Raw genomic sequence first — 20,030 nt, 5'->3', positions numbered from 1 at the left:
TAACTAGTTTAATAAGCTGATCAATAAGGTAAAAAATTCATCTTTATTATCGCAACTTGTTGCGTTAAGCATCAATTGCTCGCCTAACACTAAGGTTTGTTGCTGCACAGCTAAGCGTGCTTGCTCGTTTTCAATGCCGTCAATGTCAGCAACGTGGGCAAGGCCAATCGTACGGCGAATAAGTTCTGCACCGCAATAACCAATGGCATCATGCAACACGCTTTTTAAGTAATCTTCTGTAAAAGCGCGGTTAGCAAAGCTTACATCGGTTGTCTCATTACTTGCTAAGTTCAACCACTGCTCTTCAAACTGGCTATAACAGTCTTGTAAGCATGTTAATAAATGCGTTTGATATTGGCGACGCTTTGCTAATTCAGCTATACGGCCATTTTGCGCGCAGTAATTAAGTAATAAATTACCCATAAATGAACCGATATCGAAACCAACTGGGCCAAAAAAGCCAAACTCTGGGTCGATCATCTTGGTTGTGTTGTTATCAACAAAAATACTGCCGCTGTGCATATCGCCGTGTAACAAGGTTTGCGGACACGATAAGAACCTAGCTTTTAATTTCGCTGCGGCAAGTTTTAGCGCGTTGTTATTACGAATGTGTTGCACTGACGAATTGAGTTCAGCCGGGAAGTGATTGCGCTCGTGCTCGATATAAGGGTCAGTGAAAAAGAGGTCCTCAGTGATCTTACATAAATCTGGGTTGATAAATTGGCTCACTTTGGCTTTTTTATCGTCGGCAGAAAGATAAAAGTCGGAGTTATAAAAACCGGTGCGACTGAGATATTGGGCAACATGACTGGCTAATTTAGGGAACTGCTCGGCATTTATTTGTGCACCACGTAAAATTTGTAAGTGACCTAAGTCTTCCAGCACGGTTAATGCAAGCTCAGCATTGTGGTGCAAAATGGCTACGGTGTGCTCTGGGCATAATGAACCATGATTTATCAAGACGTCAGCCTCGATACGCGCACGGTCTAACGATAACGGCCATGACTCACCCACGCAGCGAGCATAGGGTAAAGCTTGCTTTAAAATTACACTGTTGTTGTGTTGATCAGTGACCCGGAAAACTAAGTTTAGATTTCCGTCGCCGAACTCGTACGCAGACAGCTCAGCGTTAGGAGTAAACACTGAACTGAGTTCACTTTCGGTAAGTTTTTTAATGTAATCAACAGCATGCTCTGCAGTGAAGGCAGTGTAATTAGCCATGGCTCTATCTCAAAATATTATTAACTTTGGGCATTCTATACCTGTAAGCGTTTAGATGTCCATACATCCAGCTTGTTAGTTGTGTAAACTGATGTAAAATACCTTTTCATCAAATTAGTAATCTGGATGCACTATGCAAGATCTCATCGCGAGTAGTATTAAATATCAGCAAAATACCTTAACTGTGCTTGATCAGTACTTATTGCCTCATCAACAGCATTGGCATGTATGCAATGATGTTGAAACGATGAAAGAACTGATTTTGACTTTAAAAATTCGTGGTGCCCCTTTAATTGGCTTAGGTGCCAGCGTACTCGTCGCTCATTTAGCAGAGCAAGGTATGAGTAAAGCAGAGCTTGCTTCAGCGATTGATGAATTAGAAGCAACGCGTCCGACCGCTGTGAATTTAATGCACTGTATGGCACAGCTGCGTGAGGCATTAATGCAACCTGCATATGTTGAGGCTGTTGTAGATACGGCTGAGCAGTTATTTTTTGAAGACATTGCACTGTGTGACAGCATGGCACAGCGTGGTGCTGAGCTTGTTGCTAAAGGCGATAATATTCTTACTCATTGTAATACTGGAGCATTAGCTACGGCGGGAGTTGGCACAGCGTTAGGTGTGATTTATAAAGCTCAGCAGCGCCATGGAGATCTGCATGTCTGGGTTGATGAAACACGCCCATTATTGCAAGGGGGCCGATTAACTGCATTTGAGCTTGAGCGCTGGCAAATACCTTACACGTTAATTTGCGACAATATGGCAGCAAGCTTAATGGCTGCGGGTAAGGTCGATAAAATTTTTGTAGGTGCCGATCGTATTGCTGCAAACGGCGACTTTGCTAATAAAGTGGGTACGTATAATTTGGCAGTATTGGCTCACTTTCATAATATTCCGTTTTACGTGGTTGCGCCGCTAACAACACTTGATACGCAAACAGCCTGTGGTGATGATATTGAGATTGAACAGCGAAGCCCCGCTGAAGTACGTGGTGTGAGCGGTAGTTTTGGTGAAGCACAGTGGGCACCGACGAATGCATCAGTGTATAACCCTGCTTTTGATGTCACGCCTGCAAAGTTGGTTACAGGCTGGGTATTAGATACCGGTGTTTACGAGTATGCTGATATCGAGCAAGGTGTATTAACGCAATTAAAATAACTAGTTGCTGGGTCTTTTCTCAGTGTAAAGCTCAATACTGTTTTGATTATTAGCGGTTACGAATGAAATCGCTAATTTTTCATTTTGTGCGTTGAGGTGCAAAATATAGTTAGACGGTTTCATTTTAATCAGTGTATTCACTTCCGTTAGTTCCTCTAAAGCGGCACTGTAAATGTCAGCAGAGGTGGCGATAAACAGTGTTTGCTCATTACTCGCCATCGTTACTATTGACGGTTTTATTGCAGTCAACTTATCTGGCATAGGTAATTCATGGTAGCGATTAGTTTGGCTATCAAGTTCTAAAAACTGTGTGTGTTTGGCATGCACAATCAATTGATGATCATTACGCCAAGCGATAGCAAGGGGCGTATCAATCGTGCTGATGACTGTTTCTGTATTGTCAGTATTCAATAGCATTAACTGATTTTGTAAGGTGGTTGCATCGGCGTAGATTATCGCAATGCGGTTTTTACGTATTTTAGCGAGCACAATTCGGCCTGGTATTTGCCATTGCTTAATTGTCTTAAAGTCTGTGGCATCTAATAGTGAGAGTTGATGCGTGTGTTTATTGAAACTCAATAAACGCGTGCTGTTTTCATTGGCAGAAACAATGATATTGTCAGTGCCAACCCTATCAGAAATAGGGATATATTGGTTATTGGTTTTAAGCCAATGTTCACGCTTATCGTAATAGGTATCGGCAAAATAAATATCACCATTTGCAAGCGCTACAGCAGAATTTTCATGCTTATTAGCGGTGGCTATGTAGCTCATTTCTTGCGTCTTTAAATCAAAAACACTGGCATCTAGATCATGCAGATCGGTACTTATTAACAAAGACTCTTTGTTGAGTGGGTAAGCGTAGTTAGCGTCTTTAACGGGGGCTTTAATAGCATGGGCTCGGGTCATTGAGTCGAACGAAAATGATTCAATAGTCGAATTGGCACGGTTATACCAAATGAGCGAATTACTGGGTTCATCATACGTGGCAGCCCATGATCTATAGTTATTTGTCGTGAGCAGCTTCATGGAGCTACCGTCTAGGTTTGCCATATAAATTTCTGCTTGGCCAGTGTTGTGGCGTTCAAAAATAATCCGTTCAGGATTTGATAATGTCGTTAATAAAAAATCACCTGTGCCAGTAATATTGGGTGATGTAATGCGGATTTCTTCTGCTGTTTTTTTATCATAAGCGTAAAGCGCAAATAATTGGCTTAAGCCACGATAATGATTACGTCGAAAAATAGCGGTATCCCCGACTTCTGTGTATTGCGTTAACTTATCACCTGAAGAATAAGGATACGACAGGGGGGATTTTTTGATTGTTTCAGAAAAAAAGTCACTGGCCTGCCATTGTTGGCACTGACTATAGTCACCGGGTTTACATTTGACATAAAATAAGCGCAGACCATCATCAGACCAGCCCTGAATATAAGCGTCACCTGAGTCAACTAAAAACTCTTTTTTGGTTTTTAGGTCCATTACATAGATATTCATTATGTCATTTTGCTTGAGAGGTGTGAGCAAATAAGCAAGCTTACTTTTATCGGGGGGCAGTAGTAAGTGAGAGTAACTGCCTTTATGCCAAGAAATAGTGTCAGCATCTAATGCTAGAAAAGGCATGGTTTGTCTGGTTTCACTACTTGCCGCAGGTTTATCTGAAAAAAACCAGAAAAAACAAATTAGCGTTGCTATTAATATGGCGGGAATTGACCACGACCAATTTACATTTCTTTTGGGATGACTGTGTGAAGATGATTCAGCGGCAGCGACTTCACTCGAAGATTCATGTTGATTTTGCTGTTCTGTAGTGACTGTCTCGGTTTTATTTGAGCTGACAGGAATAAATAAACTATACCCTTTACGGTAATGTGTTTTGATACTTTGGCCAGGCTGCTTTTCTGATTTGAGTGCTTTTCTAAGCTCCGATATCGCTCGATTGATGGCATTATCATCAACGTAGCTTTGCTGCCAAATGTTGTCCGCCAGCTCTTGGCGAGAAATAATACGTTCATTATGTTCAATAAAATAGCACAGTAACTTAAATAACAGCGGTTCTAGTTCGCGAGCATGCACGCCGTCATTAATTGTTTGCAATGATATGTTTAGCTGCCATTCGCCAACATAAATAATATTATCGCGTAAGGGTGAAATTACCGACCCCATGTGTAGTCCTTTAGCTAATAATTAAGTACTGAGCATTGATGAGGTGATGATACCAGAAGTTGTTTTTGAATTGGGTTTTTTTGTTTTGTATTTGTAAATTAAAGGCCGTTTTTTGCAACATATAATCAAGCAGAAGTATTACATTGGAATTTTTCTGCAATGCGTTGATAGTCATCTACCTCATAGTCATCGGCTTGGGCCAACTCTTGTTCGGTGATTAAATAAATTGTGCCATTCACAATGTCGCAGTCTTCACCTGTTTTAATTAACGCAGGATGAAAACGCTGGCCACTGCTTTTTAACACCGCAGGATCAGTAATTTCAATTTCACCGACAATGTACCCTGTTAAAGTCGCAGGCTGACCTTCGAGCAAACGCCCGAAGGTATCGAGTTGCACCTGTTTATATTGCAAAGTGCCGTATGAGAAAAGCTTTTCCATATTAATCAAGCAATGGAAAGTCATTCGCGATAGCTGAATCTGTGCTTTTAGCCACCCAGCCTTCGGTATTATTAAATAAGCGAATAGCAGTAAATTCAGGGTTGCTGCCCATGTCAAACCAATGAGGGGTTAATTCTGGCACCGAAATTAAGTCACCTTGCTGGCACAGCACTTGGTATACTTTATTATCGACATGCAGACAAAAAAGCCCTTGGCCTTTTACAAAAAAGCGTACTTCATCTTCGCTGTGGGTATGTTCAAATAAAAACTTACCACGTAACTCAGCGGCATTCGGGTTGCCTTTTGCGAGCGAGATAACATCAACAGTTTGATAACCTCCTTCACGCTTTAAGCGCTCAATGTCGTGAGCGTACGCACTTAAAATAGCATCATGGCTGGTTGTTTCATCAATATGTACATTCGCCTGCCACTGTTCAAAGCGTACACCCACTGCATTTAGTTTCGTAGCTATGGCGTTTGAGTCGTCGCTGTGAAAAAGGATGTCATCGGCATTGTTATCATTAAAAACTGTTAACTGGCTCATGCTAAATACTCCGCACTAAATTCACTAAAATCATTAATATAAGGATGCTCGCTGGTACTGTCTTGGCCATCGCGAATAAGGTGCAAAGTGCGTAAACCTGCCGCTTTAGCTGCCTCTAATTCAGCAGCAACGTCGCTTAAAAATAGCACCTCAGAGGCGTCAAATGGCAGTGCAGCGATAATTGTGTTGTAAGCGCTTTGCTCTTGTTTTGCGCCCACTTTGGTATCGAAGTAATCACTAAAAAGAGGTCTCACATCACCATAGTCAGAATATTGAAAAATAAGGTGCTGTGCTTTTACTGAGCCTGATGAGTAAACATACAGGCTTCTTCCTGCTTGTTTTTGTGCGTTTAAAAAAGCGTATGCGTCAGGATAAAGGTGACCGGTAAAATCACCATTTTCATAACCTGTTTGCCAAATTAAACCTTGTAACTGTTTTAATGGCGTTACTTTTTGATCCGTTTCAATCCAATGAAGTAAAGTACTAATCACCGTTTCTAGGTCAGCTTCTGGCTGTTCAATGTGTGCTTTTACACTCGCAATATGTTCCGCGACATCGTGATCGTCTTGGTGTGCTTTAATAAACGCAGGAAGCTTTTCAGCGGCATAAGGGAATAGCACATCTTTCACAAATGAAATGCGTGTGATAGTGCCTTCAATGTCAGTTAAAATGGCTTTGATCATGCGTGGATACCTTCCAGTTTTAGGCGCTCAAGCTCGCAACTAAATAAAAACTCCAGCCCTTCTAAATGGCGCAATACTTCTTTGATGTCTCTGCCGACAACATAGAGGCCGTGGCCGCGAATAAGCACTGCGTGCTCTATTGGCGTATGCAGGTGATGGTCGCTTACTAATAGACTTAGGCGATCAATATCTTGATCGTTGTCGAAAATAGGAATGCTTAGCGTATCTAAATGTGAGGTAACACCACTGAGTGACTTTTGCATCTCGTAGCCATGTAAATTAATGGCATGTCCTTTTATGACGCGAGATAAAACGGTGGCAGCAACCGAGTGGGTATGTAAAACAAATTTTGCAGAAGGGATCAGCTTATACATGTTCAAGTGTAGTTCTGTTTCTGCCGAGGGTTTTCCCGACCCTTTAGTGCGGTTGCCTGCGTGGTCTAACTCAATAAATGCATGTGTACCGAGCTGGCCTTTATCGAAACCACTGGCGGTGACGACATAACCCGTTTCTGTGCGGGCTGAAAAATTACCACCGGTTGCTGGGACCCAACCTCGTTGGCTTACCCATTTACCTGCTTCTATTAGTTCTGAAATAGCGGTATTGTTATGCATACATTCCTCGACTTTCTAAAAGTTATTTAGACGGCTATACATCTGTTTTAAGCAATGATAGCATCGCTTCGAGCGCAAAACCATCTTTAAGGAACCTCTGTGTTTGAAAGTAAATTGCCGAATTTAGGCACCAGTATTTTTAGTCAAATGACTGCTTTAGCGAATCAGCATCAAGCACTTAATTTATCTCAGGGCTTTCCTGAATTTGACGCCCCTGATTTACTAAAAAAACAGTTAAATCATTATGTACTTGAAGGGGTTAATCAATATGCTCCGTCAAGTGGTATTGTGCGTTTACAGCAGCAAATAGCAGCACTGATTGCGAGAAAATACCATAACAATATAGATTATGAGCAGCAAGTCACGGTGACATCGGGTGCAACCGAAGCATTATTTGTGGCAATTCAAGCGCTGGTAAGAGACGGTGATGAAGTGGTGGTGTTCGACCCTGCCTATGATTCGTACCAGCCCGCGATTGAATTAGCAGGGGGACGCAGTGTGCATGTTGCCTTACATGCGCCTGATTATCGGATTGATTGGCACGCGGTTGCAGAGGTCATGAGCGAAAAAACGCGCGCTATTATTATTAATACGCCACACAACCCGAGTGGCAAAATACTTAAAGCTGACGACATTGCAGCACTGAAAGCCTTAGTTAAAGCACACGACTTATACGTGATAAGCGATGAAGTGTATGAACACATCACCTTTGATGGTGCTGCACATGTTAGTGCACTCACGGATACAGAATTATTTGAACGCAGCTTTGTTATTTCAAGCTTTGGGAAAACGTTCCACAGCACAGGCTGGAAAATGGGCTACTGTGTTGCCCCCGCTGAGCTGATGATAGAGTTTCGTAAGATTCATCAATACGTGACATTTTCAAGTTTTACCCCAGCACAACATGCTTTAGCAGATATGTTAGAACTGGAGCCTGAACATGTTGATGGGCTAGCGGATTTTTATCAACATAAGCGTGATTTGCTCAGTAACGCGTTACAAGATAGCCGTTTTACCCTTTTGCCCAGTGAAGGCACATATTTTTTATTGCTTGATTACAGTGATGTGTCAGACCTAAATGATGTGGAGTTTTGTCATTGGTTGGTAGAGCAAGCTGGCGTTGCAGCAGTACCGCTTAGTGTATTTTACAACAGCCCAAGTAATGATAAGGTCATACGAGTATGTTTTGCAAAAAATGATGACACGCTGTTGCGTGCCGCGGAGATTTTATGTCAGCTTTAACGCTTGCCCTTGTACAATCCTCACTTTATTGGCTAGATAAACAGGCAAATCTTGCGCATTTTTCTGAGCTGCTTGACGATTTAACTGAGCCGGCTGATTTAATCGTGTTACCCGAAACATTTGCGACAGGGTTTGCCATCAATCTTGACTGTAGTGAGCCTGAGCAAGGTGACGTTGTTAACTGGTTAAAAGCCACTGCAAAACAAAAAAATGCAGTCATCGCTGGGTCGGTATTAGTGTCTCACGGTGATAAGAAAGCAAATCGTTTCTACTGGGTGTGGCCAAATGGTGAGGTAAAGTTTTACGACAAGCGTCACTTATTTTGTTTAGGGAACGAAGGCCGCTATGTTGAGGCGGGTAAGCAGCGTGAAATTTTCAATATCAAAGGCTTTCGCATTTTACCGCAGGTGTGTTACGACCTACGCTTCCCTGTTTTTCAACGTAACTGCAATGACTATGACCTCATGGTGAATGTTGCAAACTGGCCTGCGGCACGTCGCCATGTTTGGGATACCTTATTAAAAGCGCGCGCAATGGAAAATGTCTGTTATGTGGTCGGTGTCAACCGTATTGGGCCAGATGGCAATGAGGTTGATCATAATGGCGGCACTGCAGTATACGATTTTAAAGGGGATACATTAGCAGCGCTCGATGATAACCAATCGGGTATCATAATTCAGCGCCTTGATATATCCGCATTAGAGGATTTTCGGCGTGCTTTTCCTGCGCATTTAGACGCGGATCAATTTCAGTTGATCTAAGCCGCATCGCTAAAAATTTGTTAAACTCATGGTTGGTTTATTAACTACAAGCAATCATGAGTCGCAAAATTACCCCTGTTATTCTTGCTGGTGGCATAGGTTCACGCCTATGGCCGTTATCACGCAAGGCCATGCCTAAGCAATTTTTACCTTTGCTAAGTGATGAATCGCTACTGCAAAGCACCTTAAAGCGGGTAACTGGTTCGCAATTTAATGCACCGATATTAGTGTGTAATGAAGCGCATCGATTTATTGCCAAATCACAGGCATTAGACGTATCTAAAAATGTGACTCTTTTACTTGAACCTGAGGGCAAAAATACCGCGCCAGCTATTGCGTTAGCGGCTGAATATGCGCAGAAAAATGGTTTACTAGGCCCGTTATTGGTAATGCCTGCAGATCATTATATCTGTGACTTTGAAAAGCTACTTGCGCGATTAGATGATGCCGTAGCCTTGGCAGAGGCTCAGCAACTCGTTACGTTTGCAATTACCCCAACGGAGCCGCATACAGGGTATGGTTATATTCGCCAAGGCCCACCACTGCACCGTGATGGCTGTTACAAAGTCGCTGAATTTAAGGAAAAGCCAGTGCTTAAACTTGCTGAGCAATACATTGCCAGTGGTGAGTTTAGCTGGAATAGCGGTATGTTTTTATTTTTCGCTGATGTGTACTTATCTGAGTTAAAACGGTTTGCGCCAAAAATAGCCAGTAGTATCGCACAAGCAGCCTATTTTACTGAAGATCTCGGTTTTTTGAGACCCAACGCAGACATACTGAAAACATGCCCAAGTGACTCAATTGATTACGCTATTCTTGAGCGAAGTGAAAATGTCGCTATGCTTCCGGTTGATTTAACGTGGAGTGATGTGGGCAGCTTCTCAGCCCTTTCAAAAATTGCTAACAAAGATCAATTTGGTAATTATTTGGGCTCGCAGGGAGTGAGTATTGATAGTGAAAATAATTTGCTGATTAGTGAAGCTGATCACACGATTGCAGCTTTGGGAATTCGCAATAAGGCGATTATACATACCCACGATGCCACCCTCGTCGCAGATAAAAAAGCCCTTGATAAGTTGCCTGAATTACTTAAACAACTCGCGCAACGAGACAACGATAAATTGACGCACCATCAAGCCGTATTCAGACCTTGGGGCAATTACCGCACTTTGGTTGAGAGTGTTGGGTTTAAGGTTAAGAAAATTATCGTTAATTGTGGTGCGAAACTCTCAACTCAGCGTCATCATCACCGTGCCGAGCATTGGGTTGTGGTTTCGGGCATTGCCAGTGTACATGTGGGAGATGATAAGTTTGAACTCGGTGCCGATCAGTCTTGTTATATTGCCGCCCAGCAAATTCATAGCCTTGCCAATTGTCATGATGAACCCCTCATTGTCATTGAAGTACAAACCGGGGCGATACTTGATGAAAGTGATATCGAACGGTTTGAAGATGAATATGGGAGGGAGTAATTGTTAAGCCTCAGAGGTCAGTCGTTAGTCGAATGAGCGGATGATTTAATTCTCGGCGTAATGAAACAAAAAGAGTATTACCATCCGTAAGGGCAGATTTACTTTGTTAATCTAAACTCACTAACCTAGCTCACTTCTCACATGGTTTAAGTACGCTTGTAGGCTGTCTTGCCAAAGTACTAGGGCATCGGTGAGTGATTCTTTTAAGGGCTTATTATCGAGTAACTTACGCTCGATCTTTTTCAGCTCTAAGCCGTAACGATTGAAGCCGAGCTGTAAGGCGGTACTTGCTTGGCGATGCAGTAGTTTAATACATTGATCTTTATCATCTTCAACAAGTTGTTGGCTTCGTATCAGTTTATTCCGCGCCGAGAGAACAAACTCATTATAAATAGAAGACACTTCATCTTCATTAAATGAGCTAATGAGTGCAGCAGCTGCTGTTTCGTCATATAAGGTGTCACGCAGCTCGACGGCAATGCTGGCAGCTTGATTTGTTTGCGAGTCGCTCAATGCTTGGCGCAGTTTTTGTTGTTTAATTGGCTTACCGACAATATCTTTAATCCCCAACGCTAAGTATTCTTTTATTTCATCGGGACTCAGACTCGCAGTGAAAGCGAGGACTGGCGTGCGTTGATTTAAATGGTCGATATTTTTTAGTTTTTTTAATACTTCTTGACCTGTCAGGTCGGGTAAATTCATATCCAGTAGTACCACATCAAAATGATGTTTTTGCATCAGCTCAATTGCGCTGTTACCGTCTTTTGCGAGTTTTATTTTATGCTCGTCATCGGCCATAAATTCAATGGCAATTTTTTGATTTAAGTCGAGATCTTCCACTAACAAAACATCTAAACCGGTCACATAATCTTTCGATTGATGACGTTGCTCAACAAGACTAAGTTCACCAATTGTGAGTGTGATATCAAAACTAAAAACACTGCCTTTGTTAAGCTCACTACTTATGTTGAGCTTACTGCCGAGCTTTTCGAGAAGGCGACTTGTAATAGCAAGGCCAAGGCCTGTGCCACCTTTTTCTTTTCCTGCACTGCTTTGAACATAAGGTTCGGTTAGGTAGATGATTTCTTCATCTTCGATACCTGGGCCTGAATCAATCACACTGATCCGAACGACATGGTCTAGCTGCCCTTCATTGAGCAGTTTGACGTGGATTTTTACAGAGCCTTTATCAGTAAATTTAATTGCATTGCCAACAAGGTTAATAATTACTTGTCTAAGCTTTTGCTGGTCACAATAGTAACAAGCCTGTTCGGGTAAATCGTAAATCAGCTCAAATTTCAGGTGCTTTTGTTCTGCAAGCGGACTGAGTAATAAGCATAAGTTGTTTAACCATGTTTTAAATTCGACATCTTCTTCGTAGAGGGCTTCATCGCGCTGATCTAGGCTTGCATAGTCGAGCACTTTGTCGACCAGTAAGTTCAGTGACTCTGCTGAATTAATAATGGCTTCACAGTATGGTTTATCTCGCGGGTCGCTCGACTGATTCATGATCAGTTGAGCGCTTCCCAGTATGCCATTGAGGGGAGTGCGAATTTCATGACTAATGGTTGATAAGAATAAGCCGCGAATTTCAAGATCTTTATGTGCTTTTTCAGTAAGCTGGTTGAGGTGTTGCTCGCGGCGTTCATTACACAAAATTGCCATGCCTGTGGCATAAAACATCGGTGCAATCACCCCATTAATGAATAGGGTGATACTAAACCAATTTTCGGAAAGTAAATTAGCTGTGCTGACATCGCCCATCATCAGTGTTCTGCCTGTAAATATGGCAAGAATAATGGTTAATATTAAGATATAAACAATGCTGCCATTCGGGTAACTTTTGCGGCCATTGCGAATGAATAAGGCAAGTAGAAACAAGGCCTCAATAATGTGTTGTAAATCAGATACTAAAATCCGGTTTCTAAGCTCAGCATTGTCTGTCGCTAAATAGATCATGCTCAGTGCTAATACCCCGGTTATCCCTATAAATGCTCTAAACCCTATACACTTGGCATTTAAGAACTGACAAATAGCGAGTACATGAATAATAGAAGCACTGAATAATAAGGCGTTTGCAATGGTGATACTTGCAATATCATTGATATGACCGAGAAGTGCAAAACTCAGCACCGAAGTGAACATCACTAAAGGATAGAAAATATAGAGCAAGGTGCCCGGAATGCTTTTATTTGCTCGCCATGTCAAATAGTTAAGGAGTGTCATTACCGCCATCATGGCTGCACTTGTGTAGTATAAGGTGACTGAATCGAGCATGGCTTTTCCGAGGATTACGAACATCTTCGAGCATAAAGTCTATTTGGGTGTTTAGCAACTAGAAACAAAAACAGACGCATTGTGCGTCTGTTTTTTTAAAGAAGAGAGTTTAGCGTATTTCGTCTGGGATATTTTGTTGTGCCCACGATAAAAGCTCGATGCGATTTCGGCATTTCGTTTTTCTGAATGCACTATAAAGGTGCGTTTTAACAGTGTGTGGGCTGATACTTAAATCTTCAGCAATCTCTTTATTTTTCGAACCTTTGCTCATCAATGAGATGATGGCTTTTTCGCGTTTAGTTAGCTTAACAGGCTCGATATTACCGTCAGTTAGTTTGTGCAGGGCATCTTTATTAAATTGCAGCATGCGGTTTAAAGCATTGCACATTATTTCGCGGCGGTACCACAATTGATCTTCAAGCAATAAACGAATGCCTTTCATCAATACATCAGCGTTATCAGTCGTGTAAAAAACACCACGAATACCACTTAATAGTGCACGGTTAGCAATCTCTGGGTTTTCGTCAAGATTGAATAGTACAATATCGCACTTAATGCGTAGGTTAACTAGTTGTTCTTTTAATTTACCCCAGGCATCTGTGCTCGATGTTTCGATGAATAATAAGCGTGTACCTTCTGGCACTTCAGATATATCAGTCCCAGATGTAACAGTTAGACCTTGTGTTTTTAACAACGGCTCCAATACGTTAACACCAATCGTGTTAATTGGTTCTGGATCTAATAATAAAAAAGCTGAACTACTCATATTTATACACTCTTGAATAAAGTTGACTGATTCATCCTACCACGCAATCCACCCCTTTCGTATTAGAAATTTCTGAGTCTTATGCAGGAAAAGTACAGTTTGTGTCTATTTTGTTTCAAAAAATACAGTTAGTTAACGTAACTAAATATGTTAACTAACTGATATATATTCATAATAATCAATAATAGTATATTAGTTCGACTTTTTACAATTTTTTACATAGCAAAGTGCTAGATATTTTGTTTTTTCTTGTCCTGATAAGGAGGCCAACCCATTTCTTTACCAGCTAACATATGTAGATGTATATGGTACACGGTTTGACCGCCATGATCATTACAGTTCATAACCACACGAAAGCCGTCGTCACTAAAACCAAACTGCTTTGCAAGTTTTGCGGCTACGACATAAAGATGACCTACCAAAGGAGCATGTTCTTCACTGATATCATTTATGGTCGCAATGGGTGTTTTAGGAATGATCAAAACATGAAAGGGGGCTTGTGGGTTAATGTCTTTAAAGGCAAGTGACTGCTCATCTTCATAGATGATATCCGCAGGGATCTCACGATTAATAATTTTTGTAAAAATAGTCTCTTGGCTCATATTTACCTCTTTTAAAATTGGCTTAATTACCCGCTCACTAATGACAAACTTTATTTGCAGTGTCAAACTGAAACTGTCGCAAATGAACAACCAAGGAGTGATCATGCGTAAGTTAGTATTACTAAGCAGTGCGTTAATGCTATTCAATAGTATCAGTAGTTTAGCTGAGACAATCCACCTTCCTGAGGAATTTGTCCCTTTGCAAGTAGGTGACCGTCTTATTGAACAATCATTTTTTAGTCGTGTTGACGATGTTGAGCTTGCTCCTGGAACATATCAGTTAAAACTGAAGTACACAGATCTTTACGAACAAGGCTACGATGATCATCAAGTCGTTGAATCCGAACCATTTTGGGTTGAAGTGACGGTTGAACAAGGCAAAAACTATGATTTAGTGTTTAATCGTGCGAGTAATGCCGTTGCTGCTGAAGTGTTTGCTGAGTCACCGCAAGTGAGCCTAAAAGCCAAAGGCAGTGAACTGGCTATGCCTTTATCAATTGTGAATTACCGAGCGGCTTCGGCTCCTGTGCAGGCGGTTGCGGCGGCTCCCGTTGTTGCTGCAAAGAACAAACCGGCGACCGCGGCACCAGTCACCCTGCCTGCAAACGTGTCTGGTGGTCAGGCTGGATTGAAAAAAATGCCAAATGCAGCAGCCATGTTGGAATTTTGGTGGCAACAAGCTAGCCCAGAAGAGCGCCGAGCGTTTTTACAAAAAGTAAGTCAATAGTATTGAGAGTTAAAAAAGGCGCTGATATTCAGCGCCTTTTTACATTTAGAAGCGTCTTATTTTGAAAATAAGTCGTCAACGGTACCTTGTGCTAGCGGGTGATAACCCGGACGTGCTTTTAAGTACACATCGTGCGCCCAGTCTCTTTTGCCGTTTTTAATCAGTGCTTTATAAAGTGGCACTATTAATTTACGGCGGCCAATACCAGACAAGTGCTTGTCCAAAGCAGGGTAAATAGGCTGATAGCCATTGCCTACAGCCAGCATAAACCATGCAAATGCACGCTCAGCATTGGTTGATTGAGTTAAGTTGAATTGTTTATCAAGCTCAGTCATTTTCTCAATGCTTAAATCGCGAGGGAGGTTATTGAGGAAATGTAACCACTCATGCACTGTCCATTCAGCAGTCGGCAATTCTGCTGCATCGATCTCATTGTTTAACCATGTTTTTGTCACTGTATCGACTTTATCAAATGCATCAGATGTTGGGTTAGGAGCATCAGTTGGTAACCCTGGCTCAAAAATCCACTCGTTTACTTTATCCATGCTTACTACGCCTGGATACTTGTCGATAAGGTTTGCTTTTATGTAAGTAACAAATTGGGCTGTCGTGAGTGACTTAAATGCAAACTCGTCGAAATAACCTTTTACAAATGGGTCAAATTTATCGCGACCAAATTTATTCTCTAGGTAAATAAGAAACAGCTGCCCTTTAGTATAAGGCACTGAGCTGAATGCATCGTCAGGATCACGACCATTAAGCTTTAAGTTTAGGCGCGTGTCTGGAGCAGGAAGTGTTTTAAGTAAAGCACGTAGACCTGCTGCATCTAAAGCTTGCTCCATGATTGCGCGGTCACGACCAAAAACTTCTTCCATGATGCGGTTTTCAACATAAGAGGTAAAGCCTTCGTTTAACCATAAATCTTCCCATGTTGCGTTCGTCACTAAGTTACCCGACCATGAGTGTGCGAGTTCGTGAGCGATTAGGTTAACTAAGCTCTTATCGCCTGCAACAACGGTGGGGGTGATAAACGATAAACGTGGGTTCTCCATACCGCCAAATGGGAAGCTAGGTGGAAGCATTAATAAGTCATAACGCCCCCAAGCATATTCACCGTACATGGCGTTAGTTTTGTCGATCATTGCTTGTGTGTCGTTGAACTCAGCAACCGACGCATCTAAAATTGTTGGCTCAGCAAAAATACCTGTCTGCTTAGACATGGCTTTAAATTCTAAGTTACCAGCCCCTATCGCGATTAAGTATGGCGAAATAGGTTGTGGCATATCGAATAAGTAATCACCATCTTTGTACAACGCATCTTTATTGTCTGCACTCATGACTGCGCGAATATCTTTAGGTGTATGAATACGCGCAGAATACGTAACACGCATTGCCGGTGTGTCTTGCACAGGGATCCAACTACGCGCATGAATAGCTTGTGATTGGCTGTACATGAATGGGTGTGATTTACTGGCTGTCTGCTCAGGCGTTAACCATTGTAATCCCGAGGCTTCTGGGCGGCTATTGTAGTAAATACGAGCTTTAACCGCTTGGCTTTTAAATTTAATTGTTAATTTTGAGCCCTTTACGTCATCGCGTGCCGCAAGCGTGAAGTCGGCTTTGTGCCAGCCGCCTTTTTTATCTTGATACATAACTTTGTCGATATCTAAATCGCGAGTATCAAGTACCAGAGTTTTGCTGCTAGCATTGTGCCAATCTAGCGTATGCTCAACAAACCCTTCTAGTTGCTTATCATCAAAATCAACATCTAAATCTAGTAATAGGTGAGTGGTTGTTACGTCATCTAAGTTTGCATAGGTGTGCTGGCTAATTGCGTCAGCAGTTGCTTGAGAGCATGCGCCTGCCATAGCAAGACTTAAAAATAATGGTTTAAACTTCATAATAACCTTGGAACACAAATGAAAAAAGAACCCGTTTTATAACATGATTAATACAGTGGGTTGAGTGATTTTTACAATCTGATGCGTATTTTGCGATGATAGGTTACACTAATGCGATTAGTTACCGGTAACCTTTGAGGCGTTTTGTGGCTCAGTCCCTGCAACCTTTTCATACCTTTTCATTGCCAAGCCATTGTCAGCATTTCCATCAAATAGATGACGTAGAGCAGCTCGTAAATACCGATTTCTCTGCACCGTTTTGTATTTTAGGCGAGGGTAGTAATACGGTATTTTTAACCGACTACCAAGGGACGGTAATCTATATGGCCACTAAAGGGATTGAAATTGAAGAGCTAAACGATCATTTCCTTTTACATGTTGCTGCAGGTGAAAATTGGCATCAATTAGTGAGTATGACGATTGCCAACGATATGCCTGGGCTTGAAAACTTAGCGCTGATCCCCGGTACGGTAGGTGCAGCCCCGGTGCAAAATATTGGTGCTTATGGTGTCGAGCTTGAAAAGTTTATTAGCTATGTAGAGTACTTCGATATTGCATCTGCGAGTATTAACCGTTTAAGCAAAGAACAGTGTCTGTTTGGCTACCGTGATTCGATATTCAAACATGCACTTAAAAATAAAGCAGTGATCACGAAAGTCGGGCTAACCTTACCCAAACAATGGCAGCCAATATTACATTATGGGCCACTGCAACAGCTACATAACCCGACTGCGCAACAGGTGTTTGAGCAGATTATTGCGACTCGAAATAGTAAGTTACCTAACCCAAGTGAACTTGCTAATGCAGGTAGCTTTTTTAAAAACCCTGTGATTAGCAATGAGCAACTCGCTGACTTATTAAAAAAATACCCAGATATGCCCCATTATTTTGTCGACGCACAACACCACAAAGTAGCTGCAGGTTGGTTAATTGAACAGGCTGGCTTAAAAGGTCACCGTATTGCGGGCGTTGAAGTACATCAGCAGCAAGCTTTGGTGTTAGTTAATCATGGCAACAGCACCGGCGATGACCTGATTGCCATGGTGAATTATGTGCAACAACACGTGTGGCAAAAATACCACATTGCTTTGCAACATGAAGTGCGCTTAATGAATGCCGATCACGAATGTCATATTCACTTGGAGTCACAAATATGAAGGCGCCAGATGGAAATAAACTCGCAATTTTAAATGCGCTCAATTCAGGTGGTTTTATTTCGGGTCAGCAATTAGGTGAGCAGCTAGGAATTAGCAGGGCCGCAGTTGGAAAACATATTCACTCGTTACAAGAAATGGGATTGGATATTTTTAAAGTGACAGGGAAAGGCTACCGCCTGAATAATAGCGCGGGGCTTTTGCATAGAAGTAAAATTAATGACTATTATGCTGAGCTTGGTGGAAATACCGCATGCGTTGAAGTGCAGTCAATTATTGATTCGACCAATAGCGAGTTAATGCGCCGTATTCAGAGTGACACCCCATTAGACTCTGGCACTGTACTCGTTGCAGAAATGCAGCAAGCAGGACGAGGCAGACGAGGTCGGGTTTGGCAATCGCCATTTGGTGCAAACTTATATTTTAGCTACTTTTGGCGTCTAGACGATGGCTTACAAGCTGCAATGGGTGTGTCGATTGCTGTTGGACTTGCGGTATACGATACCTTAAAGGCACTTTATCAACTGGATGTGGAGTTAAAGTGGCCAAACGACATTTATTTAGACGGAAAAAAACTAGCGGGTGTGTTGGTTGAGCTTGATGGTCAACCTCAAGGACCATGTCAGTTGGTTATCGGCATAGGTATAAACGTGCATATGCCAGACAGTGTCAGCCAGCATATTGATCAAGCATGGACAGACTTGAGCCAACATGTAAAAGGCCTTGAGAAAAATAAACTCGTGGCGTATCTGTGCTTTTACCTTGAGCAACGTTTGGCGCAATACCGTCAAACAGGTTTAAATGACATGTATAAACAATGGAATCAGTTAAACGCATTTGCAGGTCAATGTGTGGAGCTCAATACAGGCCATCGAAGTTGGCGCGGTATATGTGAGGGGATTGATCACCAAGGCGGCGTTCGCATTCGCCAAGATGGTGAGGTTAAAAGTTATTACGGTGGTGAAATATCACTGCGTAAGGCTGAACTATGAGATTATTGGTCGATGTGGGTAATACGGCAATTAAGGCCGTACTTTTTGATAATGAGCGTTATCAAGCATGTGAGCTCAATGCCATTCCATGGTCGCATGTTACAGACATGGTTTATGCGTGTGTGGGGAGCACAGAGCGACTTATGCCACTATTTGCGCAGGCACAACAACATGCAATTCCTTATTTCGAAGCTAAAGTAACCGCTGAGCTTGCAACATTAACCTGTGCTTATAAGCAGTATCAAAATTTGGGGATCGATCGCTGGCTTACTGTCATCGCTGCATACACTGAATACCCAGAGAAAGATTGTGTTATTGTTGATGCGGGGACAGCGACCACAATTGATGTATTGAATAAAGAGGGTCAGCACTTAGGTGGTTGGATTGTGCCTGGGCTCGATTTAATGACCCGCTCATTAACGCAAAATACTCAGCGCGTTTTTGACGATGAGCACACCCCTTTTGCCACCGATTTAGGGTGTAATACACCTAATGGTTTAAAAAATGGCGCGCTCGTTGCGACAATGGGGGCAATTGAGCAAGCTGTTCAGCATGTTGATCAGCAAAATTGTTGTTTATTATTTGCCGGTGGCTATGGAAAATTACTTGCTGATCTATTTTCTGGCAGTCAATTTGATAGTGTTTTGGTTTTTAAAGGACTGAATTATTGGCGTGAATTAACAATAAAACAGTAAAAAACCGTGGATTTGCCTGAATTGTGAGCGTTTAACACATAAATTCACACTTTTTTTAATTTTATTGTTGCATCCCAATAAACCTTACCTTAGAATCTCGCCCCGTACTAAAGCAGTGCCGACTTAGCTCAGTTGGTAGAGCAACTGACTTGTAATCAGTAGGTCATCCGTTCAACTCGGATAGTCGGCACCACTTTCCTTTTACCGGAAGTGACTTAGTAAAGAATTTTCGTGGAGGGGTTCCCGAGCGGCCAAAGGGATCAGACTGTAAATCTGACGGCTCAGCCTTCGCTGGTTCGAATCCAGCTCCCTCCACCACTTTATTCTTGACGGTTAGAGGTAGTTTAAGAACAGTTTCCTATGCGGGCATCGTATAATGGCTATTACCTCAGCCTTCCAAGCTGATGATGCGGGTTCGATTCCCGCTGCCCGCTCCAGACTCTGGTGTTGCTGATATAGCTCAGTTGGTAGAGCGCACCCTTGGTAAGGGTGAGGTCGGCAGTTCAAATCTGCCTATCAGCACCAGTATCGAGAACTTATCTTATTATCTCCCTTTATCTGTCAGAAAAAACTATTTGAAATTTGAAAAAATTAAATTAATCTACCCTCGGTGG

18 protein-coding genes and 4 tRNA genes are annotated in these 20,030 nt (G+C 42.1%); 12 read left to right on the top strand and 10 right to left on the bottom strand.

Annotated elements, in window-relative coordinates; genetic code table 11:
* Positions 1-3: 3 nt before the first annotated feature.
* Complete coding sequence (mtnK, locus tag D0907_RS15880; protein WP_075594210.1) at positions 4-1,221, bottom strand: S-methyl-5-thioribose kinase; 1,218 nt, start codon at positions 1,219-1,221, stop codon at positions 4-6.
* Positions 1,222-1,354: 133 nt separating this feature from the next.
* On the opposite strand from mtnK, the gene mtnA reads away from it, so the two are divergent.
* Positions 1,355-2,380 (top strand): S-methyl-5-thioribose-1-phosphate isomerase, encoded by a 1,026-nt coding sequence (gene mtnA / locus D0907_RS15875; RefSeq protein ID WP_065979452.1) that lies wholly within the window; start codon positions 1,355-1,357, stop codon positions 2,378-2,380.
* Here mtnA and D0907_RS15870 read toward each other — a convergent pair whose 3' ends face one another.
* From D0907_RS15870 to D0907_RS15850, 5 genes are all read right to left on the bottom strand, one after another.
* Complete coding sequence (locus tag D0907_RS15870; RefSeq protein WP_118844740.1) at positions 2,381-4,546, bottom strand: winged helix-turn-helix domain-containing protein; 2,166 nt, start codon at positions 4,544-4,546, stop codon at positions 2,381-2,383.
* A gap of 125 nt (positions 4,547-4,671) precedes the next feature.
* Entirely contained in the window at positions 4,672-4,986 is a 315-nt protein-coding gene (locus tag D0907_RS15865) for a gamma-glutamylcyclotransferase family protein (RefSeq protein ID WP_118844739.1), read from the bottom strand.
* Position 4,987: 1 nt separating this feature from the next.
* Positions 4,988-5,530 (bottom strand): 1,2-dihydroxy-3-keto-5-methylthiopentene dioxygenase, encoded by a 543-nt coding sequence (locus D0907_RS15860; RefSeq protein ID WP_118844738.1) that lies wholly within the window; start codon positions 5,528-5,530, stop codon positions 4,988-4,990.
* Positions 5,527-6,213, bottom strand: coding sequence for an acireductone synthase (mtnC, locus tag D0907_RS15855; protein ID WP_036973505.1), 687 nt, complete (start codon positions 6,211-6,213; stop codon positions 5,527-5,529). Before mtnC ends, D0907_RS15860 begins: the two co-directional genes overlap by 4 nt.
* Complete coding sequence (locus D0907_RS15850; protein WP_036973502.1) at positions 6,210-6,827, bottom strand: methylthioribulose 1-phosphate dehydratase; 618 nt, start codon at positions 6,825-6,827, stop codon at positions 6,210-6,212. The genes mtnC and D0907_RS15850 overlap by 4 nt, the downstream gene beginning before the upstream one ends.
* A gap of 99 nt (positions 6,828-6,926) precedes the next feature.
* On the opposite strand from D0907_RS15850, the gene D0907_RS15845 reads away from it, so the two are divergent.
* From D0907_RS15845 to D0907_RS15835, 3 genes are read left to right on the top strand one after another with little or no spacing between them, the layout of a single operon-like run.
* The gene (locus D0907_RS15845; protein ID WP_118844737.1) at positions 6,927-8,069 is read left to right on the top strand and encodes a methionine aminotransferase; all 1,143 of its coding nucleotides are present in this window, start codon (positions 6,927-6,929) and stop codon (positions 8,067-8,069) included.
* Positions 8,057-8,830, top strand: a complete 774-nt coding sequence (locus D0907_RS15840; protein WP_065979449.1) for an amidohydrolase — start codon at positions 8,057-8,059, stop codon at positions 8,828-8,830. Before D0907_RS15845 ends, D0907_RS15840 begins: the two co-directional genes overlap by 13 nt.
* Before the next feature lie 56 nt (positions 8,831-8,886).
* The gene (locus D0907_RS15835) at positions 8,887-10,302 is read left to right on the top strand and encodes a mannose-1-phosphate guanylyltransferase/mannose-6-phosphate isomerase (protein ID WP_178387092.1); all 1,416 of its coding nucleotides are present in this window, start codon (positions 8,887-8,889) and stop codon (positions 10,300-10,302) included.
* Between the two features lie 120 nt (positions 10,303-10,422).
* On the opposite strand, the gene D0907_RS15830 is transcribed toward D0907_RS15835, so the two are convergent.
* The 3 genes from D0907_RS15830 to D0907_RS15820 all read right to left on the bottom strand — a co-directional run bounded on the left by D0907_RS15830 (position 10,423) and on the right by D0907_RS15820 (position 13,947).
* Positions 10,423-12,579 carry an ATP-binding protein gene (locus D0907_RS15830; protein WP_118844736.1) on the bottom strand — a complete coding sequence of 719 codons (2,157 nt, stop codon included), beginning with the start codon at positions 12,577-12,579 and terminating at the stop codon, positions 10,423-10,425.
* A 109-nt stretch (positions 12,580-12,688) separates the two neighbouring features.
* Positions 12,689-13,345 carry a helix-turn-helix transcriptional regulator gene (locus tag D0907_RS15825; RefSeq protein WP_036973496.1) on the bottom strand — a complete coding sequence of 219 codons (657 nt, stop codon included), beginning with the start codon at positions 13,343-13,345 and terminating at the stop codon, positions 12,689-12,691.
* A 230-nt stretch (positions 13,346-13,575) separates the two neighbouring features.
* Positions 13,576-13,947, bottom strand: coding sequence for a histidine triad nucleotide-binding protein (locus D0907_RS15820; RefSeq protein WP_065979446.1), 372 nt, complete (start codon positions 13,945-13,947; stop codon positions 13,576-13,578).
* A gap of 103 nt (positions 13,948-14,050) precedes the next feature.
* On the opposite strand from D0907_RS15820, the gene D0907_RS15815 reads away from it, so the two are divergent.
* Positions 14,051-14,674 carry a DUF2057 domain-containing protein gene (locus D0907_RS15815; RefSeq protein ID WP_075594202.1) on the top strand — a complete coding sequence of 208 codons (624 nt, stop codon included), beginning with the start codon at positions 14,051-14,053 and terminating at the stop codon, positions 14,672-14,674.
* A 56-nt stretch (positions 14,675-14,730) separates the two neighbouring features.
* On the opposite strand, the gene D0907_RS15810 is transcribed toward D0907_RS15815, so the two are convergent.
* Entirely contained in the window at positions 14,731-16,575 is a 1,845-nt protein-coding gene (locus tag D0907_RS15810) for a M1 family metallopeptidase (RefSeq protein WP_036973488.1), read from the bottom strand.
* Between the two features lie 146 nt (positions 16,576-16,721).
* Between D0907_RS15810 and murB the strand changes: the two genes are divergently transcribed.
* The 7 genes from murB to D0907_RS15775 all read left to right on the top strand — a co-directional run bounded on the left by murB (position 16,722) and on the right by D0907_RS15775 (position 19,941).
* Positions 16,722-17,732 (top strand): UDP-N-acetylmuramate dehydrogenase, encoded by a 1,011-nt coding sequence (gene murB, locus D0907_RS15805; RefSeq protein WP_118844735.1) that lies wholly within the window; start codon positions 16,722-16,724, stop codon positions 17,730-17,732.
* Positions 17,729-18,721: a bifunctional biotin--[acetyl-CoA-carboxylase] ligase/biotin operon repressor BirA gene (gene birA / locus D0907_RS15800; protein WP_074989485.1), complete on the top strand. Its 993-nt coding sequence runs from the start codon at positions 17,729-17,731 to the stop codon at positions 18,719-18,721. The genes murB and birA overlap by 4 nt, the downstream gene beginning before the upstream one ends.
* Positions 18,718-19,416: a type III pantothenate kinase gene (locus D0907_RS15795; protein WP_074989484.1), complete on the top strand. Its 699-nt coding sequence runs from the start codon at positions 18,718-18,720 to the stop codon at positions 19,414-19,416. Before birA ends, D0907_RS15795 begins: the two co-directional genes overlap by 4 nt.
* A 117-nt stretch (positions 19,417-19,533) precedes the next feature.
* A tRNA-Thr gene (locus D0907_RS15790) sits at positions 19,534-19,609 on the top strand.
* Between the two features lie 40 nt (positions 19,610-19,649).
* A tRNA-Tyr gene (locus D0907_RS15785) sits at positions 19,650-19,734 on the top strand.
* Positions 19,735-19,778: 44 nt separating this feature from the next.
* A tRNA-Gly gene (locus D0907_RS15780) sits at positions 19,779-19,853 on the top strand.
* A gap of 12 nt (positions 19,854-19,865) precedes the next feature.
* A tRNA-Thr gene (locus tag D0907_RS15775) sits at positions 19,866-19,941 on the top strand.
* Positions 19,942-20,030 lie beyond the last annotated feature (89 nt).

The sequence above is a fragment of the Pseudoalteromonas lipolytica genome, from assembly GCF_003515105.1.
Classification (GTDB): Bacteria; Pseudomonadota; Gammaproteobacteria; order Enterobacterales; family Alteromonadaceae; genus Pseudoalteromonas; species Pseudoalteromonas lipolytica.
This window is presented reverse-complemented; position numbering and strand designations above follow the sequence as displayed.